The organism is Myxococcus sp. MxC21-1, from assembly GCF_032612255.1.
Taxonomy (GTDB): Bacteria; Myxococcota; Myxococcia; order Myxococcales; family Myxococcaceae; genus Myxococcus; species Myxococcus virescens.
In genome coordinates, this window is record NZ_CP123278.1 from 8,838,665 (window position 1) to 8,856,391 (window position 17,727).

Below are 17,727 nucleotides of genomic sequence, written 5' to 3' on the forward strand. Positions count from 1 at the left end.
GGGGCCGCCATGTTCACCGACTTCTTCATCCGCCGTCCCGTCTTCGCCAGCGTGGTGTCCATCATCATCACCCTGGTGGGGGCCATCTCCATCCCCAACCTGCCCATCGAGCAGTACCCTGACCTGTCGTTGCCCGTGGTGCAGGTGACGGCGACGTACATCGGCGCCTCCGCGGAGACGGTGGAGAGCGCCGTCACCACCGTGCTGGAGCGGCAGCTCAACGGCGTGGAGGGCATGCGTTACATCGCCTCCACCAGCAGCAACACGGGCGTGAGCACCATCACCGTCACCTTCGACCCGGGACGGGACCTGGACATCGCCGCGGTGGACGTCCAGAACCGCGTGGCCACCGCGTCCGCGCAGCTTCCGGCCGCCGTCAACGCGCTGGGCGTCACCATCACCAAGGCCCAGACGCAGCTGCTCATGGCCTTCGGCTTGTTCGACGAGGAGAACCGTTACGAGACGGGCTTCCTCAGCAACTACGCGGACGTCTTCATCCGGGACGCGCTGCTGCGCGTGACGGGCGTGGGCGACGTGCGGATTTTCGGCGAGCGGCGCTTCGCCATGCGGCTGTGGCTGGACCCCTCGGAGCTGGCGCGGCGTGGGCTCGCCGCCACGGACGTGGTGAACGCCCTGCGCGCGCAGAACGTTCAAATCGGCGCGGGACAGGTGGGTCAGCAGCCAGCGCCGCCGGGACAGACGTACCAGTTCACGGTGCGCGTGCTGGGACAGCTCACGTCCGCGGAGGAGTTCGGCAACATCGTGGTGCAGCAGGGGCCGGACGGCTCGCTGGTGCGGCTGAAGGACGTGGGCAGCGCGGAGCTGGGCGCGGAGAACTACGGGCAGCTTCTGCGCTTCAACGGCCGCGAGGCCGTGGGCCTGGGCATCTTCCAGCTCCCCGGCTCCAACGCGCTGGAGGTGCGCGACGGCGTCATCGCCGAGCTGGAGCGGCTGAAGGGCAACTTCCCGCCGGGCATGCGCTACCAGCGCGCCTTCGACACCACGGCGGCGGTGCAGGCCTCCATCGAGGAGGTGCTGGTGACGTTGGGCGAGGCCATCTTCCTGGTGGTGCTGGTCATCTTCATCTTCCTGCACGGCTGGCGCAGCGTGCTGGTAGTGGCCACCACGTTGCCCGTGTCGCTGGTGGGCACCTTCCTCTTCGTCAACGCGTTCGGCTTCTCCATCAACACGCTGACGCTCTTCGGCCTCACGCTGGCCACGGGCCTGGTGGTGGATGACGCCATCATCGTCATCGAGAACGTCGAGCGCACCATGGAGCAGGACAACGTGGGCCCTCGCGAAGCCACCCACCGGAGCATGAAGCAGGTGGCCGGCGCGCTGGTGGCCATTGCCCTGGTGCTGTCCGCGGTGTTCGTACCGGTGTCCTTCTTCCCCGGCACCACCGGCATCATCTACCGGCAGTTCGCCCTCACCCTGGCCTTCTCCATCAGCCTGTCCGCGCTGGTGGCGCTCACCCTGTCCCCCGCGCTGTGCGCCATCCTGCTGCGGCCCCACGAAGGCCAGAAGTGGAAGGTCTTCCGCATGTTCGACCGGGGGCTCGACGCGTTCCGAGACGCCTACGGCCGGATGTTGGCGAAGCTCATCGGACCGCTGCGCTGGCCGGTGGTCATCGCCTTCGTCGTGTGTCTGGCCGGCACCATCCTGGTGTACCGACTCACGCCCACGGGCTTCATCCCGGGCGAGGACCAGGGCTACCTCATCATCGCCGTGCAGGGGCCGGAGGGCACGTCGCTGGACTACACGCGCAATGTGCTGCTCCAGGCGGAGGACGTGATGCGCCAGCAGCCGGAGGTCGCGGACATCTTCACCGTGGGCGGCTTCTCGCTGCTGGGCACGGGCGTCAACTACGGCACCCTCTTCGTCAACCTGCACCCGTGGGACGAGCGCAAGCGCACGGAGCAGAGCGTGGCGGGACTGGTGGAGCGCCTGCGACGCCCGCTGATGGCCATTGGCGGCGCGCGCGTGTTGCCCTTCGAGCCCCCGCCATCCGCGGCGTGGGCAGCGTGGGCGGCTTCGAGTTCGTGCTGGAGGACCAGCAAGGCGGCCGAACGCTCGCTCAGCTCGCGCAGACGACGGACATGTTGGTGGGCGCGGCCAGCCAGGCCCCGGGCCTGCGCGGGGTCTTCTCTTCCTACACCGCCAACACGCCGCTCCTGGACGTGCAGGTGGACCGGGAGAAGGCCCTGGCGATGGGCGTCCCGCTGGATGGCGTCTTCTCCACGCTGCAAGTCTACCTTGGCAGCCAGTACGTGAATGACTTCACCTTCGCCAGCCGCGTGTACCGCGTGTACGTGCAGGCCGCCGTCCCGTTCCGCAACGAGCCGCGCGACATCGACGCGCTCTACGTCCGCTCCGCAAAGGGAGAGATGGTGCCGCTGGAGTCGCTGGTGCAGGTGCGGCCCATCACCAGCGCGCAGAACATCCAGCACTACAACCTGTACCGCTCGGCGACCATCAACGGGCAGGCCGCTCCGGGCTCCAGCTCCGGGCAGGCCCTGGACACGATGGAGGCGGTGGCGCGCAAGACGTTGCCCGTGGGCTACACCTTCGAATGGACGGGCCTGTCCCAGGAGCAGAAGGAGGCGGGCCGCAGCGTGCTGGTCATCTTCGGGCTGGGCGTCGTCTTCGTCTTCCTGGTGCTGTCCGCGCAGTACGAGAGCTTCGCCCTGCCCCTCATCATCCTCCTGGGCGTCCCCGTGGCCATGCTGGGCGCGCTGGGGCTGCAGAATTTGCGCGGCCTCCAGAACGACGTGTTCTGCCAGGTCGGGCTCGTCATGCTGGTGGGGCTGGCCAGCAAGAACGCTATCCTCATCGTCGAGTTCGCCGAGCAGCTCCGTCACGAAGGCCGGAGCGTCGTGGACGCCGCCATTCACTCCGCCCAGACGCGCCTGCGGCCCATCCTGATGACGTCCTTCGCGTTCCTCATGGGCGTGGTGCCGCTGATGCTGGCCTCGGGGGCGGGGGCCTCCGCGCGCAAGTCCCTGGGCACCACCGTGTTCGGCGGCATGTTGCTGTCCACCTTTGTGAATCTCATCTTCATCCCCGTGCTGTACGTGGTGATGGAGGCCGCCAGGCTCCGCGTCCGCCGGCAGGGTGATGTCAACACGCCGCAGCCCCCCGTCCGCCCACCAGAGCCCCACGCACCCTGAGTGCTGACCTGGGGCCTGGGGGCCCCCTGGATGCCCCGCCGGAGGGGCTTCGTTATCCTGCGGGGTGCCATGTCTCACTTCCCGTCACGCGATGACCGGCGGCGCCAGCGGCTCTATGCGCTCAAACGTGCGCCCGGGCTCCGGCATCATGGCAACACCGCGCTGCTCCAACTGCTGGGCAAGGGCCAGGACGTGTCCTGGGCTCGCGGCGAGGTGCTGTGCCGGGAAGGCGAGCCCCCTGAGGGCTTCTCCCTTCTCCTGGAGGGCGAGTTGGAGGTCATGCGCGGTGACGCACTCCTGATGACGCTCCAGCCCGGCACGCCCCTGGGACTGGAGGCGCTGTCGAGCGGCAGCAACGCCTTCACCATCCGCGCGACGACGGACTCCGAGGGCCTCTTCTTTCCGAAGGACGCTGTCGCGAGCCTGCTGCACGCGCCCACCGGTATGCAGGAGCGGCCCCGTCCGCCAGCGGAGGTCATCGCTTTCGAGAGCGACGTGCGCGGCGCGCCCCTGTCCTCCCTCATCGAGCTGGTGGCGAAGGTCATCCACCATGACTTCGGCGACCGCGTGCTGCTGCTCCGGAGCGCACCGGGCGGGCATGACGCGCCCGTCACGAAGGGGGCGGATGGCGTCCTGCGCGCCACGCTGCCTCCAGCTCAAGCTGGCGGTCCCGGCCTGCTGACCCCATCGGTGCTCCAACGGCTCACAGCCGAGCACGGCCTCCACTACGTCCTGCTCGACGGCTGCGGCGTGGCGGACGTCGGGATGCCGGGGAAGACGGCGCGGCTGGTGACGACCTTGGACGCGCGGAAGGCGTCGGCCCCTCGCGTGCTTCCCACCGTGGTGGTGGAGCCTCGCCGTGCGTCACGTGCGTCGGAGCTGAGTGGCCAGTCCCTGCATCCCCAGTGGCTGCCGCCCTGCCCCTTGCGGTTGAACCTGGACAGGATGGCGCGGGTGCTCGTGGATGACCGTCCGCTGGACGCCACGGTGCTGAGCCCCGCCGAGCGGGACGCACTCTCCCGCTGGGCCCGAGCCCTCACCCACCGGCGCGTGGGCCTGGCGCTCAGTGGCGGTGGCGTGTGGGGCTTCTACCATGTCCACATCCTGCGCTGGCTGGTGAGCCAGGGCGTGCCCATCGACATCGTCAGCGGCGCCAGCATGGGCTCACTGGTAGGCGCGTACTTCTGCGGCAGCGCGCTGGATGGGCACGACGGACTGGAAGGACTGCGACGGCTGGAGGAGCGGGCCATGAGCTGGCAGCTCACCCTGGCCGCCACTGCCGCCATCGTGACCACGTATTCGCTGGAGCGCTTCGTGGAGCAGGACCTGGGCCGGCTCTGCCTGGAGGAGCTGGCCATCCGCTTCCTGCCTGTCACGACGGACCTGACCAGCGGAGACTGCGTGGCGCTGGAGCAGGGCCCGGTGGCCCTGGGGGTGCGCGCCAGCGGCTCGGCGCCGGGTATCTGGGGCCCCACGGTGGTGCCTCCCGCGCGGTACGTGGACGGCGCCTTCACCAGCATGGTGCCCGCGCACGTGCTGTTGAACGCGGGCGCGGACGTCATCTTCTCCAGCAACATCTTCCCCTTCGGCGTCCGGCATGCGTCCCCGCGGCGGCAGTCCGGCCTGGGGCGCTTCCTGGCGGGGCTCAATCCGGTGGCCCGCGCGCTGGACCTGGCGGCCAGCGGCGTGCTGCTATTGCACCGCAGTGGGGACGCGGAGAGCCTGCTCGCGGACGTCCGCTACGACATCCAATCCGCGGAGGCACCGCTGCTGACCGCCATGGAGTTCACCAAGGCCCGGGACATCCTCGGACGGGCGGCGGCGGATGCGTCGCTCGCGAAGCGGCTGGAGGAGATGAAGCAGCACTGGCTCCAGGTCAAAGCCCGGGGTGCCCGTGCCCACGCGCATCCAGGAGGACAGCAAGCCGCATGATTCCCGTTCGCATCCTGGGCACCGCCAGTGTCCTTCCCGGCCCCGCCGTGACGACCGCGGAGCTGTGCGCGCGCGTGGGACGTGACGCCGCGGAGGTGACACGGAAGACAGGCATCCTCACCCGCCACTTCGCGCCACCGGGGACGAAGGCCGCGGACGTGGCGGCACAGGCGCTGCGGGGCGCGCTGGACGCGGCGGAACTGGAGGCCCGGGCCCTGCGCCGAATCCTCTGCGTCACCTCCATGGGCGGCGACGTCACCACGCCCGCCACCGCCAACCGCGTGGCAGCGGCGCTGGGCCTGTCGGGAAGCTGCGACGCGATGGACCTGAGCAACGCCTGCATGGGCTTCCTGAGCGCCTTCGACCTGGCGGCGCGCTCCGTGGCCACGGGGCTGGGGCCGGTGGGCATCGTGTCCGTGGAGCTGCTGTCGCGCACCACCACGCCCGAGGAGCCCCGCCCCTACCTGGTGCTGGGCGACGCCGCCGCCGCCGCCGTGCTGGGCGCGGGCCGTCCGGGAGAAGGCGTCCTGGGCGTGGCCCTGGGCAATGACGGCACGCTGCCCACGGACGTGGTGCTGGAGAACCCGACGGCCACCGGCAAGCTGGAGCGGATGCGCTTCCTGACGCCCAGCCAGGAGATGACCCGCGTCGCGCTGGACGCGCTGGTGCGGGCGACGCGCGCGGCGTTGGACGAGTCCGGCGTGGCCCTGCGCGACGTCGAGTGGGTGCTCACGCACCAGCCGAATGGCAGCATGTTGGAGGCCATCCTCCAGGCGCTGGAGGTGTCACCGGAACGGAGCGTGCGCGTGGTGGACACGGTGGGCAGCGTGGGCTCGGCCTCGCTGGGCACCAGTCTGGACCGGCTGCTGCGCACGCGTCCGGTGAAGCCAGGGCACCGCATCCTCCTGGTGGGCGTGGGCGCGGGCGTGGCTCACGGCGCGGTGCTGTACCAGGTGGGCGGATGAAACAGGCGGGCGGTTGGCCCCTGAGGGCCTGGCTGACCACGTTCCGGCTGCTGCGCCGGTATCACCGCTACGAGGTGGTGAACCTGGAGCCGCTGCTCCGTCCCGGCGCGAAGCTCATCGTCGGTTACCACGGGCGCCCCCTGGCCGTGGACCTGTGCATGCTGACGGTGACGCTCCACGAACGCCTGGGCTATCTGCCGCACAGCGTGGCGCACGGCGCGTTCGATTCGATTCCGGGCATGCGCGCGGTGGCGGACGGGCTGGGCTTCGTCACGGGGGATGACCCGCGGCTGGCGGAGGCGGTGGCGCGCGGCGAGCACGTGTTGTTGCAGCCAGGAGGCACGCGCGAGGGCTGCCGTGACTTCCGCCATCGCTACCGCGTCGACTGGGGCGAGCGCATGGGCTACCTGCGCCTGGCGGTGCGCTACCGGCTGCCGATTGTCCCCGTGGGCGGCAGTGGCATGGACGACGCGTACGTGGGACTCAACGACGGGTACGCGCTGGGCCGGCGCGTGGGCATGCCCGCGCGGCTGCCGCTGTGGCTGGGCGTGGGTGCCACGGGCCTGTGGCCCTTGTCGCTTCCCTTCCCCGTGAAGATGACGCAGTGGGTGGGCGAGCCGCTGACGCGCCACCTGGAGCCAGGCTTCGACGCGGGCGACCGGGACGCGATGCGCGCGGTGCACCAGGACGTGGCGGACGCGGTGCAGGGGCTGCTCGACAGGGCTCGCGGCGTGGACAAGGGCAGCACCCGGAAGGCGGTGCAATGAGCGAAGGTGAAGGTTCCGAGGCGCGGGAGTGGGCGCTCATCCTGGGAGCTTCGTCTGGCACGGGCGCGGCCATCGCGGAGGCGGTGACTCGGAAGCCCGGGCTGAATGTCTTCGGTGTCCACCGGGGCCGGTACGCGGACGGCGCCACGCAGTTGGAGCAGCGGATTCGGGACGCCGGTGGACGCAGTGTGCTGTGGCAGGCGGATGCGTCTTCACCGGAGGCCGCGGAGGCGGGCGTGGCGGCGCTGCGGGAGGTCGCCGGGCCTCGGAGCGTGAAGCTCTTCGTGCATTCGATTGCGGGGGCCTCGGTGGGGCGCTTCCTGTCCGAGGGCGAGGACCGGCTGCACGCGCGGCGCATCCGCAGGACCTTCGACACGATGGCGCACTCGTTCGTCTTCTGGGTGCAGGCCCTGGTGAATGAAGACATGTTGGCGCCGGAGGCACGGCTCCTCGGTCTGCAGAACCCGCTGGATGAAACGCACCTGGGGAACACAGGGCTCATCAGCGCGTCGAAGGCGGCGCTGGAGATGTACGTGCGCTACCTGGCCATGGAGCTGGGACCGCGAGGACACCGCGTCAACCTGCTGAAGTTCGGCACGGTGATGACGCCCGCGCTGAAGCACGTGTACTCACCCGAAGCCCTGGCGCGCCTGGAGGCGGCCCACGCGAAGATGAATCCCGCGGGACGCATGGGCACCGTGGAGGACGTGGCCCGCTTCGTCACGGTGCTCGCCGGTGAGGAGGCGGGCTGGTTCAACGGAGCCACCATCGACTTCACCGGCGGAATGACGCTGCGGCTGTTGGACCTGGTGCTGAATCCGTGAGGTCAGCCCTGTCAAATGGCTGAGAGACAGGGCTCGGAATCTCCCTCGAGACACACATGTGCATCGGCCGTCAGGCCCGTGCGTCTTGCTCCGGCATCCGGAACGACAGACAGTAATAAAACGGGGCCACCTGCTCCTCGGTGACGTCGAACGCGCCCGGAGGCAACAGTTCCCGGGGGCAGTGTGGATCCCACGAGTAGAACGTCATCGCGCGGAACGCGGCGCGCTGGAACAGCGAGGGCCGGAAGGCCGGGTCCATCTGCTCGTCCACGACCACCAGCGGCGTGCCCGGCTTCGCCACGCGCGCCATCTCCGCCAGGGCCCGCTCGGGTGCCCGGTAGCCGCCAATGCCTCCCACGTGAAACACCCGGTCGAACGACGCGTCCGGGAACGGCAGCGCGTGCGCATCCGCCATCATCAGCCGCACGCCCGCATGACCGCCAGACAGCAGCCGCCGCTTGCAGTGCCCGAGCATGCCCTCGCTCAGGTCCACGCCCCACACGTCCACGTCGAGCCCCGGCGGCAAGCCATCACGCAGGAGCGGCAGGTTCGCCCCCGAGCCCACGCCCACCTCCAGCACCCGCACCGGGCTCCCATCCTCGTGCGGCGTCAGCGAGCCGAGCGCCACACGGCGCATGTACCCCGCGCGCATCCGCGCTTCGGAGACAGATTGAAACAGCGGTGTCAGCAACGTCGTCAGCGGGTCATGCAACACGGGCAGCCCGTCGTAGATGACGCGCATCAGCCGGTCCGTACCGCGCACCGCGTCCTCGCGATACAGCCGCGCCATGCCGCGTGCCACGCTCCACGCCTCGCCGCAGCCACCGCAGCGCAGCCACCCGTCGCGGATGCAGCCCTCCGCCTCGAGCCCGTGAAACACCAACGCCCCACCACAAGCAGGACACGCCAGCAACGTCACGTCCCCGACGCGCACACCGTTCATGAACGCGCGAGCGCCTCCGTGCGAGCCTGTGCATCCCACATGCCCAGCCGGGAGAACAACTCCACCGCGCGCTGCTGATGGGCACACCGCGCCGGGTCCTCCGATGGCAAGTGCCTGGCCAGCGCCAGACGCGCGTGGGCCTCCTCGAAGGATTGTCCCTTCCTCGATGCGACAGCGATGCACCGGCGCCACGCCTCGAAGGCCCGCGTGGCGTCGCCATCCAGCCAGGCCTCTCGCCCACGCCACAAGCGCGCTGCGGCCTCACCGAAGGGGAACACCTTGGCGAAAACCTCTGCCTCCCGGCGCGCGGCCTTGGCGCTCGTCACCAGCGAGGCATCCGCGCCCCGCTCCCACAGCGTCAGGAACACCTCCGCCACCGTCATCACGCCGAAGTAGACGAAGTGCGCCACCGGCTTGCCAGACGACATCCTCGCCAGCGCCTGCTCCGCCGCGGCACGGGCCCCTTCCGCGTCACCTTCACGCAGCCGCAGCAGCGCCAGCGCCCCCTCCACGATGATGCGGTCCGTCTGCCCTCCCTGCGCCTCCGTCCACGCCAGCGTCTGCTCCAGCGCGGCGCGAGCCTTCGCGTAGTCGCCCAGCCGCAAATGGATGTGCGCCTGGTAGTGCAGCGCCCAGTGCTCCGTCTGGAGCGCCCCGCGCCGCCGCGCCGAGTGCTCCAGCCACGCCATCAGCGGCAGCCCCCGCGCGAACTTCCCCTGGTAGCACGACACCACCGTCAGCAGCGCGCGGCACTCCTCCGCCAACCGCACGTCGCCCACCGAGTCGACGATGCCCATGGCCCGCTCCAGCCACGCCTCGGCCTCCGCCCACCGCGCCACGTACGCGCCATACACGGCGTTGCGGCACAGCACGAAGGCCAGGTCCGCGGGGTTGCCCACGCGCTCGGCCACCTCCAACGCGCGGCGGGACCACGTCTCCGCCACCGACCGGATGGGCAGCGTGCCCGCCACCACCGCCATGCTCGTGTAGCCCCGCGCCAGCTCCGGCGACGCGCCCGCCGGCTCGCACAGATTCAACGCGCGCAGGCCGGCCCAGAGAACGGGCAGCGCCTGGTGCGCATAGATGAACGCATCGAGCAGCCGCATCAACAGCCGCCCCGCCACGCGCCGCACCCGCCGCTGCTCCTCCGTCTCCTCGTCGTAGTCCTCCGGCCGGGAGCTCTGCGCCAGCCGCAGCAGACCCTGCCCCAGCGTCCCCAGCGCCCAGCCCATGCGGCTGGACGGCACGGGCCAGCCGAAGTGCCGCAGCGCGCGCTCCGCATGCTCACGGAAGGACTGGAGCTCCCCAGTTGGAAGCGCGTCTCCGCCAGGAGTGCCTCCAGGTGCCCCAACGTCATGGCGTCGCCACCCACTTCAGTCACCCGTGTCAGCGCCCGGGTGAGGAACGGCAGCGCTTCGCGGCAGGCGCCCACGCGAAGGGCATCCTCACCCGCGCGCAGCGCATAGCGAGCCTCACGCAGCGCGTCCCCGGCCATGCCCCAGTGGTAGGTGAGCGCCGCCGTCCACTCCGCCCGCTGTCCATGCGCCGCCTCCATCGCTAGCGCGGCGCGCCGGTGCAACGCGGGCCGCGCGTCCACGGGCAAATCGTCCAGCACGCCTTCGCGCAGCTTGTCGTGCGCGAAGCGCCAGCGCCCATCCGCCACGTCCAGCACCGCCGCCGCCGCGCAGTCCGTCAGCCAGTGCTCCACGTCCACATCCGGCGCGGCCTGCTGGAGCAGCGGCACGTCCACCTGCCGCCCGACGATGGCGGCCACCTGCAGCAACTCCCGCGAAGGAACCGGCACCTTCTCCAGCCGCCGCTGCACCAGCCTGCGCACGCCGCCAGCGAAGACGCGCTCCGGCAGTGACATGTCGCCAAGCCGGTCCAGCCCTCCTGCCTCCTCCGCCAGCGCCCGCACCACCTCCACGAGGAAGAAGGGATTGCCCTCCGTCTCGCGCAGCAACAGATCCACCAGATGGGGACGGGCCCCGGGTGCCCCCATCATGGACTCACTGAGGATGGAGACCTCCCGAGCGTCCAGCCGAGGCAGCCGCAGCAGTGACAGGCCCGGCAGCGCCGAGGGAAGCGAAGGCGCCTCGTCGTCACGGAAACTGCCGATGAGCAACAGCCGCAGCTGCGCCGCCCGCGTGGCGAGCCTCGAGAGCAGGTGCAGCGACTCATCGCCCGCCCAGTGCAGGTCCTCCAGCACCACGACGAGGGGCTGGGTCAGCCGCGCGAACACGTCCTCCACCACGTGGAGCAGCCGCGCCTGCACCATGTCCGCGCCCACTTCGGCGGGGTCCGCGACGGGGTGCCCCAACAGCGCCTCGATGTCCGGCACCAGCGGCTTGAGGATGCTGGCCTCGCGCTCACTCAGCGTGGTGAGGATGGCCAGCCAGCGCAGCACCGGACGCCATTCCTGGTACGGGCTGCCACCCGCCGCCACGCCCTGGCCGCGCAGCACCACCGCGCCCTTCACCAGCGCCAGCGCGCGCAGCTCCTCCAGGAGCCGCGACTTGCCCACGCCGCTCTCCCCACCCACCAGCCACGCGCCGCCGCGGCCCACCATCGCCGACTCGAGCACGGTGGACAGCCGCGCCTGCTCCTCCACCCGGCCCACGTAGCGCGCAGCCTGGAGGAAGCTCTCGCGCGTGGCGGCGGACTCGGGCGGCACCGGCTCACCGGTGGCGGCGCAGAGCTCGGCAATCACCGCGTCCGCGCTGCGGGGCCGCAGCTTCGGGTCCGGCGACACCAGCCGCTCCAGCACGGCCTTCAGCGCGGGTGGGAAGTCCGGCGGCGAGGGCACCTGTCCGGCATGCGGCAGCCGGCCGAACATCATCTGGCTGGCCATGGCGCCCACGCTGAAGAGGTCCGTCACCTCCGAGGGCGGCTGGTCCTCGAACAGCTCCGGCGCGAGGTAGCCCGGCGTGCCGCCTGGCTGCGCGCGGTGGACGTGCTCGCGCCCCACCGCCAGGCCGAAGTCCAGCACCTTCACCTGCCCGTGGGCCTCCAGCACGTTGGCGGGCTTGAGGTCGCGGTGGATGATGCCGCGCCGGTGCAGGTACGCCAGCGCCATCAGCGTCTGCACCAGCAGCCCCACCTGCACACGCAATGGCTGCCCCGTGCCCGCCTGCACCAGGTGCCGAGCGTCCTCCAGCAGGTCCATGGCCAGATAGGGCCGGTGCTCGGCGTCGAAGCCATAGTCCAGCACGCTGATGACATGCGGATGGCGCAGCGAGGCGAGCGTCTGGAACTCGTGCGCCAGCGACAGCGCCAGCTCATGCCGGGCGATGGACGACGGCGTGTACTCGCCTTCGGGCAGCCGAGGCAGCCGCGCCAGTCCTCCAGCGTCTGGTGCAGCCGCTTCACCGCGACGGGGCCCGCCAGCAGGTCCTGCGCGCGCCACACCGTGCCCGCCCCGCCCCGGCCCAGGAAGCCGAGGATGCGGTAGCGCCCGCCCACGACCTCGCCTTCCGCGTCGCGACGCGTCGCATCCTCCGGCCGGTGCCGGGTTTCATGAGGAAATTGCCGCATCAGAGGGGGGCCGCCCGCCCCCGATGATAACGGGAACCCCTGGCGGCGGTAGGACTGATTCCAGACGCACCGTAATCCCCGGCTCACCGGGCAAATAAGGCGAGCCTGGGCGGCAGGTCAGCCACTACCCAGGCGCGGGCTCAGCCCCCGCCGAAGACACTGGCCAGGCTGCGGCCCCCCTGCACGGCGCCGTAGATGATGACGGTGAAGTAGGTGAGCGACCCCACCGTCATCCCATGCCCCATGAGGATGAAGTAGCCGTCGCGCTGCAGGATGCCGATGGCGAAGAAGAGCGCGGCCAGCGCGGGCAACGTGTTGCTGAAGGGAATCAGGCCGAACGGCATCATCAGCAGCACGCCCGCGAAGAAGAGCATGAAGCCGTTGAAGCGGTTGGTGCTGGAGCCGTGCGTGAGCGCCAGCAGCCGCGGCTTGCTCATCTTGTCCACGTACTTGGTGAAGACGTCCGCGCCCTTGTCCAGCGCCGGGGCCAGGTTGGTGCGCAGCAGCGGCTTGTCCAGCAGCTTCCGGGGCAGCCAGGGCGTCCGGTTGAACGTCACGCCCACGCCGATGAGGACGATGAGCAGGCCGAACACCGTGGACACGCCCGGAATCGACACGGGCAGCAGGAAGGGGAAGGTCAGGATGCAGCAGAAGAGCAGCAGGCCCTGCTCACCACACGCCTGCATCAGCTCCCGCACCGTCAGGGATTCGGGCAACCGCGCGGACAGCGCGCGGAGGGTGGCGGAGAGCTGGGCATGGGTGTCCGAAAAACCCGTGGACGAAGAGGGGGTGGGCGAAGGCGTCGACATTTCAGGCCGTCACTAGCACGGCCTCCCCGTCAATGCTCAGCTCCAAGCGATGTCGTACACCGCCTCCTCGCCCTCCCTCCGGACAATCTGGACCGAGGGGTGCTTGGCCCCGCTGGCCTCCAGCCCTGCCAGGAAGAGCCCCACGTAGAAGCCCGCCACCACCACGGGCCGGCACGTCAGCTCATACCGGGTGGGCCCCCGCTGCTCCATGTGCGTTTCCAGATAGTTGGTGCCCGTGCGCAGGTTGCGCGTCATCCGCGCCAGCATGCGCTGCGGCCCCAGGAGCCGCACGGTGCCTAGCAGCGCGCTGCCGATGAGCGTGGAGCTGAAGCCCTCCACGAAGCGCCGCCCCACCACCGCGGCGGCCTCGTCCAACGGCGCCTCCGGAGCCAGCGTGGCTGCGGCGACCTTCAGCGCGGCCACCCAGACCTTCAAGGGATAGGCCAGAGCCAGCGAGCCTCGCGCATCGAGGCCCGCCTCGCGCAGACGGCCCACGCACGCGTCATCCAGGTCATCACCCAAGGCGCGAAGCAGTCCCTGGAAGCTCTGCTGGAATACAAGGGGTTCGGGATTTTCCAAGGCGCGGCAATGTATCGCCTGGAGGACAGGGTCTCAACCCATCGGGTGACTGTCTATCGATGGCTATTCAACACCCGGCTTGGGGCGCGGCGTGTGCCTCTTTCGACACGGAGCGCAACGCCGCGCTGGGCTCACGCGACGCAGTGTGGTGAAGAGCCGACAGCCCGCGTCATCGCTCGGGCCCACACGACGCGCTGCCCATCTCCACCGGAGTCCGCCCTTATGAACACGCCCTCTCGTCATCTCTTCGTCGCTGGTGCCACGGGTGCCACGGGCCGCACGCTGATGCGACAGGCGCTGTCTCGCGGTGCGCCGCCTGTCCTCGCGCACGTGCGGCCGAAGAGCGCGGACAGCGACCTGGTCCGCCCCTGGCCCCACAAGGCCGTGGTGGAGCTGTCTGACGGTGAGACGCTGGTGGAGATGATGCGCGGCTGCACCACGGTGCTCCAGTTGATTGGCACCATGCGCAAGCGCTTCGGGTCGGGCGACACGTACGAGTCGAGCGACATCGGCACCACGCGGCAGTTGGTGGAGGCCGCGAAGCGCGCGGGGGTAGACCACCTGGTGCTGCTCAGCTCCGTGGGCGCGGGCCGGCCGGTGGGCGCGTACCTCAAGGCCAAGGCGGAGGCGGAGCGGCTGGTGCGCGACAGTGGCATCCCCTGGACCGTGGTGCGCCCGCCCGCCTTCGAGGGCGAGTACCACCACATCAACCCCGTGCTGCGCGCCCTCACCCGCCTGCCACCGCTGAGGAACATGCGACCCATCCACCTGGACCAGCTCGCCGCCGTGCTGCTGCGTGTCTCGGAGCAACGCGCGCCGCTGAACCAGGTACTGGAGGGCGACACGCTCTGGGCCGAGGTCGCTGCCGCGGGCGCCTGAGCCGTCCTCCAGCGCAGGGCCCGCGGAGAACCACGCTCAGCGCAAAGCGCCCAGGAACGCTCTCAGGCTGGGATTGGAAGAACGGACCGACATTGAAAGGGGTGCCGTGTGCACGTAGGTGCGGTCTCTCGTTGCCCGCGTGCATGAGGACTGTCAGGTGGTTCTGTTTGTGCCAACGACCAATTCAGGCCAAGCAAGAACAGCCAAACATCCACATCCGGCCTCATTTCTCGATGCACACGTTGATTGCCGAGGACAGCGCGGCGAAAGGAGTATTGCAGGATCAACTGAGGACGAATGACCCGCTACTACTGGCTCGTCGAAGATACCGCCGCGACGGCCCGCTACAACGGCGACTTCAACGCAACGCACCGGTGGAAGCTGCCAGGACTCTCGGCGTGCCCTGGCTGTGGCGCCACCTGGGCGAGCGTCGGCCACCACTACCCCGCTGTTGACCTGTCCGCGCTCCCTGAGCAGCAGTCCTTTTTGAAGGCGCGACCCGAGCCCTTCTCCGAGTACATGCGGTTGCGTGAACTGGTACGACCGCTCGCGCCGCCGCACGTGCAACTCCCCCCAGGAACTCGATTCGGTCCTCTGGAAGGCACGGCGCGGGGCGAACTGGGCGCGGTGACCTGGCAGGGGAACTCACTGGTGCTGCTGCGCCGCGATACGCTGGAACAGTTCCACGCTGAAGGAGTGCGCGGACTGCTCGGCAGCAGGGCCTTGCTGCGCTTTCGACAGAAGTCGCCGCCCGAGTTCTTCGAACTCCAGCTCGAGCCGCACGGACGTCTACACGCCGCCTGCATACCCGACGATGCCTTCCCGCCTTGTGGACCGTGCGGACGCCTTGACTTGTCCCGCCCCGAGGAGCCTGTGCTGGACGCAGCCTCACTCCCTCGGGACCGCGACATGTTCCGCGTGGGGAACTTCGCCACGATGATTGTTGGCACCGGGCATTTCAGGGAGGCTGCGCTCCGTTTGGGACTAGAGGGCATTCGCTTCCGCGAACTTCCGTTGCGATGAGCATGTTGCGATGAGCATGGCGTCCAGTGGGAAGGCCCATGAAGCGAGCTCCGGCGACCGGCTGGTGCCATGCCCCGCTCCTCGCTCCCCACACCGGCAAGCTCGCGCGCCGCGCTCGGGCGCCGTGCCGGATGCGCCAGCCCGCCTTCACGGCCAGGAGGACACTCGGTGATGGTGAAGGCCGTGTCACACAAGTGGGAGTTCAAGGCGCGCTTTCGCCGTCACGCGTTCGGCTGGAAGTCGCAGCCAGCCATCACCCGAATCAAGCAGGCGGTGACGGAAATCAAGCAGGCCGCCAGGAAGGCCCCCGCGCTCGCGGCGGAAGGCGCGGTCCTCTTCCTGGAGCGTCTGTCCCCCGCGCTGGCGCACGTCGACAGCTCATCGGGTGCCATTGGCACGGCCGTCAACCACGCCATCGACGAGCTCGTGCCGCTCATCGCGAGCGCGCCCGTGGATGCGGCGACCCGCGACGCATGGCTGGAGCGGCTCTGGGAGGCCTATCAGGCCGACGACATCCCCTACATCGAAGCGCTCGGCCACCACTGGGGCGCGCTGTGCGCGGCGCCAGACGTCGCCTCGGCCTGGGCCGACAACCTCATCGGCACGGTGCGGCGGTCCTGGTCGCCTTCGCCCGACCTGCGCGGCTTCTTCAAGGGCACCACGAATTGTCTGAGCGCGCTCGTCGCCGCCGGGCGCTACGACGAGGTGCTCGCGCTGCTGGAGCTGGCGCCGTACAAGTCGTGGCATGACCGCCAGTACGGAGTGAAGGCGCTCGCGGCGCAGGGCTGGACGGAGGAGGCCCTCCGCTACGCCGAGGCGGAGCGCGGGCTGAACGACAACCCCTTCGCCGTGGCGCGCGCCTGCGAGGCTCTGCTGCTCGCCGCGGGGCGCTCCGAAGAGGCGTACCAGCGGTATGGCCTTATCGCGAACCAAGGCGGCACCTACCGGCGACCTTCCGCGCCGTCGCCCGGAAGTATCCACACAAGGCCGCGGGCGAGGTGCTCGCGGACCTCGTGAGCAGCACACCGGGAGACGAGGGCAAGTGGTTCGCGGCCGCCAAGGACGCAGGACTCTACGACGAGGCCCTCGGCCTCGCGCGCCAGACGCCCTGCGACCCGAAGACGCTGTCGCGCGCGGCCCACGCCTTCGCGAAGACGCAGCCCGCCTTCGCCCTGGGAGCGGGCCTGCTCGCGCTCCACTGGCTCGTGCAGGGCTATGGCTACGAGGTCACGAGCCTCGATGTGCGGGACGCGTACCAGGCAACGCTCGCGGCGGCCGAGCGACTGGGTGACGCCGATGGCGCGAAGGGTCGCATCCGAGCGCTGCTCGCGGCGGGAGGACCGGGGCAGGACTTCGTGGGGAAGGCGCTCGCCAGGGAGTGACATGGCCTGCCCTCTTGGGAGAGCACCGGTCCGCCAGCAAACCGGCCCAGGTCGAAGTCCTCATCATCGCGCCTCCTCTCCCGGGGAGCCCCCTCTTCGGAGGCCAGGGCCGGCATGAACCTCAGTCGACCTCCATCCACGAGTCGTCACCTGGCCGCGTCCGGTCCGGCGCGCGTGCGAGTGACGGGATGTGGAGATAGTCCTCCTCGGTCTCCAGCCCGTTGCGCTCGGCCAAGCGCGCCAGCGCCAGTCCCTCGAGGGAGAAGTTCCACTCGGTGGCGAGAAACTCCTCGGGGAAGGGAGTGGTCTCCGCCTGTGCCTCCAGCCTGTCCTTCCTGTCCGAGAGGAACAACGCGAGCGCCTGATTGAAGGCGTCCGAGTCCGCTTGAAGCAGTGTCCGGCACACGTCGAGCCGGAGGTCCTCGGCGCCGCTCAGCACGCGCTCATAGCGGGCGAGGAGGTCCTCGCAGGCGGACACCGGCGCCGCCAGCACGCCATGCTGGATGAGGAACTCGATGAAGAGGAAGTCCTCCTCGTACTCCTCGCCTTGCGCCCAGCTCCGCCTCGCGTGCCGCGCAATCAGCGCCGCGCCGTCGAAGTCCCCCACGCCGACCGCGTCGAAGAAGGGCCGCGAGAGGCTCAGTCGCACGTCGGCGTTCCCCGCGTTGCGCAGATAGTGGGCGAAGGCCCGGCCGCTCTGATGGAGGTTGTGGAGGAAGGGCTCCGAGGTGCCCGTCAGGAAGAGCGAGCCAATACCCGCGACGCGGAAGTTGTCACAGAACGTCAGGATGTGCCGCGAGCGTCCCGCCCCACGGACGAGCACCCGTCGCAGGGCCCGGTTCTGGTGCAGGGCGTTTTCGATGACGGCGGGCAGGAAGCGGGAGGCCATGGGCGCACCTGGAAGCGGGAATGAGGGCCGG

At 70.0% G+C, this 17,727-nt stretch carries 13 protein-coding genes and 1 pseudogene; 9 read left to right on the forward strand and 5 right to left on the reverse strand.

Annotated features, from left to right (window positions below; translation table 11 throughout):
- The first annotated feature begins 9 nt into the window (after positions 1-9).
- The 5 genes and pseudogenes from QEG98_RS39880 to QEG98_RS39900 all read left to right on the forward strand — a co-directional run bounded on the left by QEG98_RS39880 (position 10) and on the right by QEG98_RS39900 (position 7,658).
- Positions 10-3,170: pseudogene (locus QEG98_RS39880) on the forward strand (efflux RND transporter permease subunit).
- 69 nt (positions 3,171-3,239) lie between these two features.
- Positions 3,240-5,102: a patatin-like phospholipase family protein gene (locus QEG98_RS39885; RefSeq protein ID WP_316565078.1), complete on the forward strand. Its 1,863-nt coding sequence runs from the start codon at positions 3,240-3,242 to the stop codon at positions 5,100-5,102.
- Positions 5,099-6,067: a 3-oxoacyl-ACP synthase III family protein gene (locus tag QEG98_RS39890; RefSeq protein ID WP_316565079.1), complete on the forward strand. Its 969-nt coding sequence runs from the start codon at positions 5,099-5,101 to the stop codon at positions 6,065-6,067. Before QEG98_RS39885 ends, QEG98_RS39890 begins: the two co-directional genes overlap by 4 nt.
- On the forward strand, positions 6,064-6,834 hold the full coding sequence (locus tag QEG98_RS39895; protein WP_316565080.1) for a lysophospholipid acyltransferase family protein: 771 nt from the start codon (positions 6,064-6,066) through the stop codon (positions 6,832-6,834). Before QEG98_RS39890 ends, QEG98_RS39895 begins: the two co-directional genes overlap by 4 nt.
- On the forward strand, positions 6,831-7,658 hold the full coding sequence (locus tag QEG98_RS39900) for an SDR family NAD(P)-dependent oxidoreductase (RefSeq protein WP_090493926.1): 828 nt from the start codon (positions 6,831-6,833) through the stop codon (positions 7,656-7,658). The genes QEG98_RS39895 and QEG98_RS39900 overlap by 4 nt, the downstream gene beginning before the upstream one ends.
- A 70-nt stretch (positions 7,659-7,728) precedes the next feature.
- Here QEG98_RS39900 and QEG98_RS39905 read toward each other — a convergent pair whose 3' ends face one another.
- From QEG98_RS39905 to QEG98_RS39920, 4 genes are all read right to left on the reverse strand, one after another.
- Complete coding sequence (locus tag QEG98_RS39905) at positions 7,729-8,601, reverse strand: class I SAM-dependent methyltransferase (protein ID WP_316565081.1); 873 nt, start codon at positions 8,599-8,601, stop codon at positions 7,729-7,731.
- 1,105 nt (positions 8,602-9,706) lie between these two features.
- Positions 9,707-12,007: a protein kinase domain-containing protein gene (locus QEG98_RS39910; protein WP_316565082.1), complete on the reverse strand. Its 2,301-nt coding sequence runs from the start codon at positions 12,005-12,007 to the stop codon at positions 9,707-9,709.
- Positions 12,008-12,275: 268 nt separating this feature from the next.
- Positions 12,276-12,944, reverse strand: a complete 669-nt coding sequence (locus QEG98_RS39915) for an exopolysaccharide biosynthesis protein (RefSeq protein WP_090493938.1) — start codon at positions 12,942-12,944, stop codon at positions 12,276-12,278.
- 36 nt (positions 12,945-12,980) lie between these two features.
- Complete coding sequence (locus QEG98_RS39920) at positions 12,981-13,466, reverse strand: TIGR02265 family protein (RefSeq protein ID WP_316565083.1); 486 nt, start codon at positions 13,464-13,466, stop codon at positions 12,981-12,983.
- Positions 13,467-13,745: 279 nt separating this feature from the next.
- Between QEG98_RS39920 and QEG98_RS39925 the strand changes: the two genes are divergently transcribed.
- The 4 genes from QEG98_RS39925 (at position 13,746) to QEG98_RS39940 (ending at position 16,807) form a co-directional block, all read left to right on the forward strand.
- On the forward strand, positions 13,746-14,402 hold the full coding sequence (locus QEG98_RS39925; RefSeq protein WP_316565084.1) for an SDR family oxidoreductase: 657 nt from the start codon (positions 13,746-13,748) through the stop codon (positions 14,400-14,402).
- 297 nt (positions 14,403-14,699) lie between these two features.
- Positions 14,700-15,425, forward strand: coding sequence for a double-CXXCG motif protein (locus tag QEG98_RS39930; protein WP_316565085.1), 726 nt, complete (start codon positions 14,700-14,702; stop codon positions 15,423-15,425).
- A 168-nt stretch (positions 15,426-15,593) separates the two neighbouring features.
- Complete coding sequence (locus QEG98_RS39935; protein ID WP_316565086.1) at positions 15,594-16,442, forward strand: hypothetical protein; 849 nt, start codon at positions 15,594-15,596, stop codon at positions 16,440-16,442.
- Complete coding sequence (locus tag QEG98_RS39940; RefSeq protein ID WP_316565087.1) at positions 16,439-16,807, forward strand: hypothetical protein; 369 nt, start codon at positions 16,439-16,441, stop codon at positions 16,805-16,807. The genes QEG98_RS39935 and QEG98_RS39940 overlap by 4 nt, the downstream gene beginning before the upstream one ends.
- Before the next feature lie 121 nt (positions 16,808-16,928).
- Here the strand turns inward: QEG98_RS39940 and QEG98_RS39945 are convergent, their stop codons facing one another.
- A complete protein-coding gene (locus tag QEG98_RS39945; RefSeq protein WP_316565088.1) occupies positions 16,929-17,696 on the reverse strand; it encodes an Imm49 family immunity protein in 768 nt (255 codons plus the stop codon).
- Positions 17,697-17,727: the final 31 nt, after the last annotated feature.

Excerpts from the sequence above, each read along its gene's own strand:
- QEG98_RS39885 (WP_316565078.1), top strand. The coding sequence starts at position 3,240 with ATGTCTCACTTCCCGTCACGCGATGACCGGCGGCGCCAGCGGCTCTAT.
- QEG98_RS39890 (WP_316565079.1), top strand. The coding sequence starts at position 5,099 with ATGATTCCCGTTCGCATCCTGGGCACCGCCAGTGTCCTTCCCGGCCCC.
- QEG98_RS39895 (WP_316565080.1), top strand. The coding sequence starts at position 6,064 with ATGAAACAGGCGGGCGGTTGGCCCCTGAGGGCCTGGCTGACCACGTTC.
- QEG98_RS39900 (WP_090493926.1), top strand. The coding sequence starts at position 6,831 with ATGAGCGAAGGTGAAGGTTCCGAGGCGCGGGAGTGGGCGCTCATCCTG.
- QEG98_RS39905 (WP_316565081.1), bottom strand. The coding sequence starts at position 8,601 with ATGAACGGTGTGCGCGTCGGGGACGTGACGTTGCTGGCGTGTCCTGCT.
- QEG98_RS39915 (WP_090493938.1), bottom strand. The coding sequence starts at position 12,944 with ATGTCGACGCCTTCGCCCACCCCCTCTTCGTCCACGGGTTTTTCGGAC.
- QEG98_RS39925 (WP_316565084.1), top strand. The coding sequence starts at position 13,746 with ATGAACACGCCCTCTCGTCATCTCTTCGTCGCTGGTGCCACGGGTGCC.
- QEG98_RS39930 (WP_316565085.1), top strand. The coding sequence starts at position 14,700 with ATGACCCGCTACTACTGGCTCGTCGAAGATACCGCCGCGACGGCCCGC.
- QEG98_RS39945 (WP_316565088.1), bottom strand. The coding sequence starts at position 17,696 with ATGGCCTCCCGCTTCCTGCCCGCCGTCATCGAAAACGCCCTGCACCAG.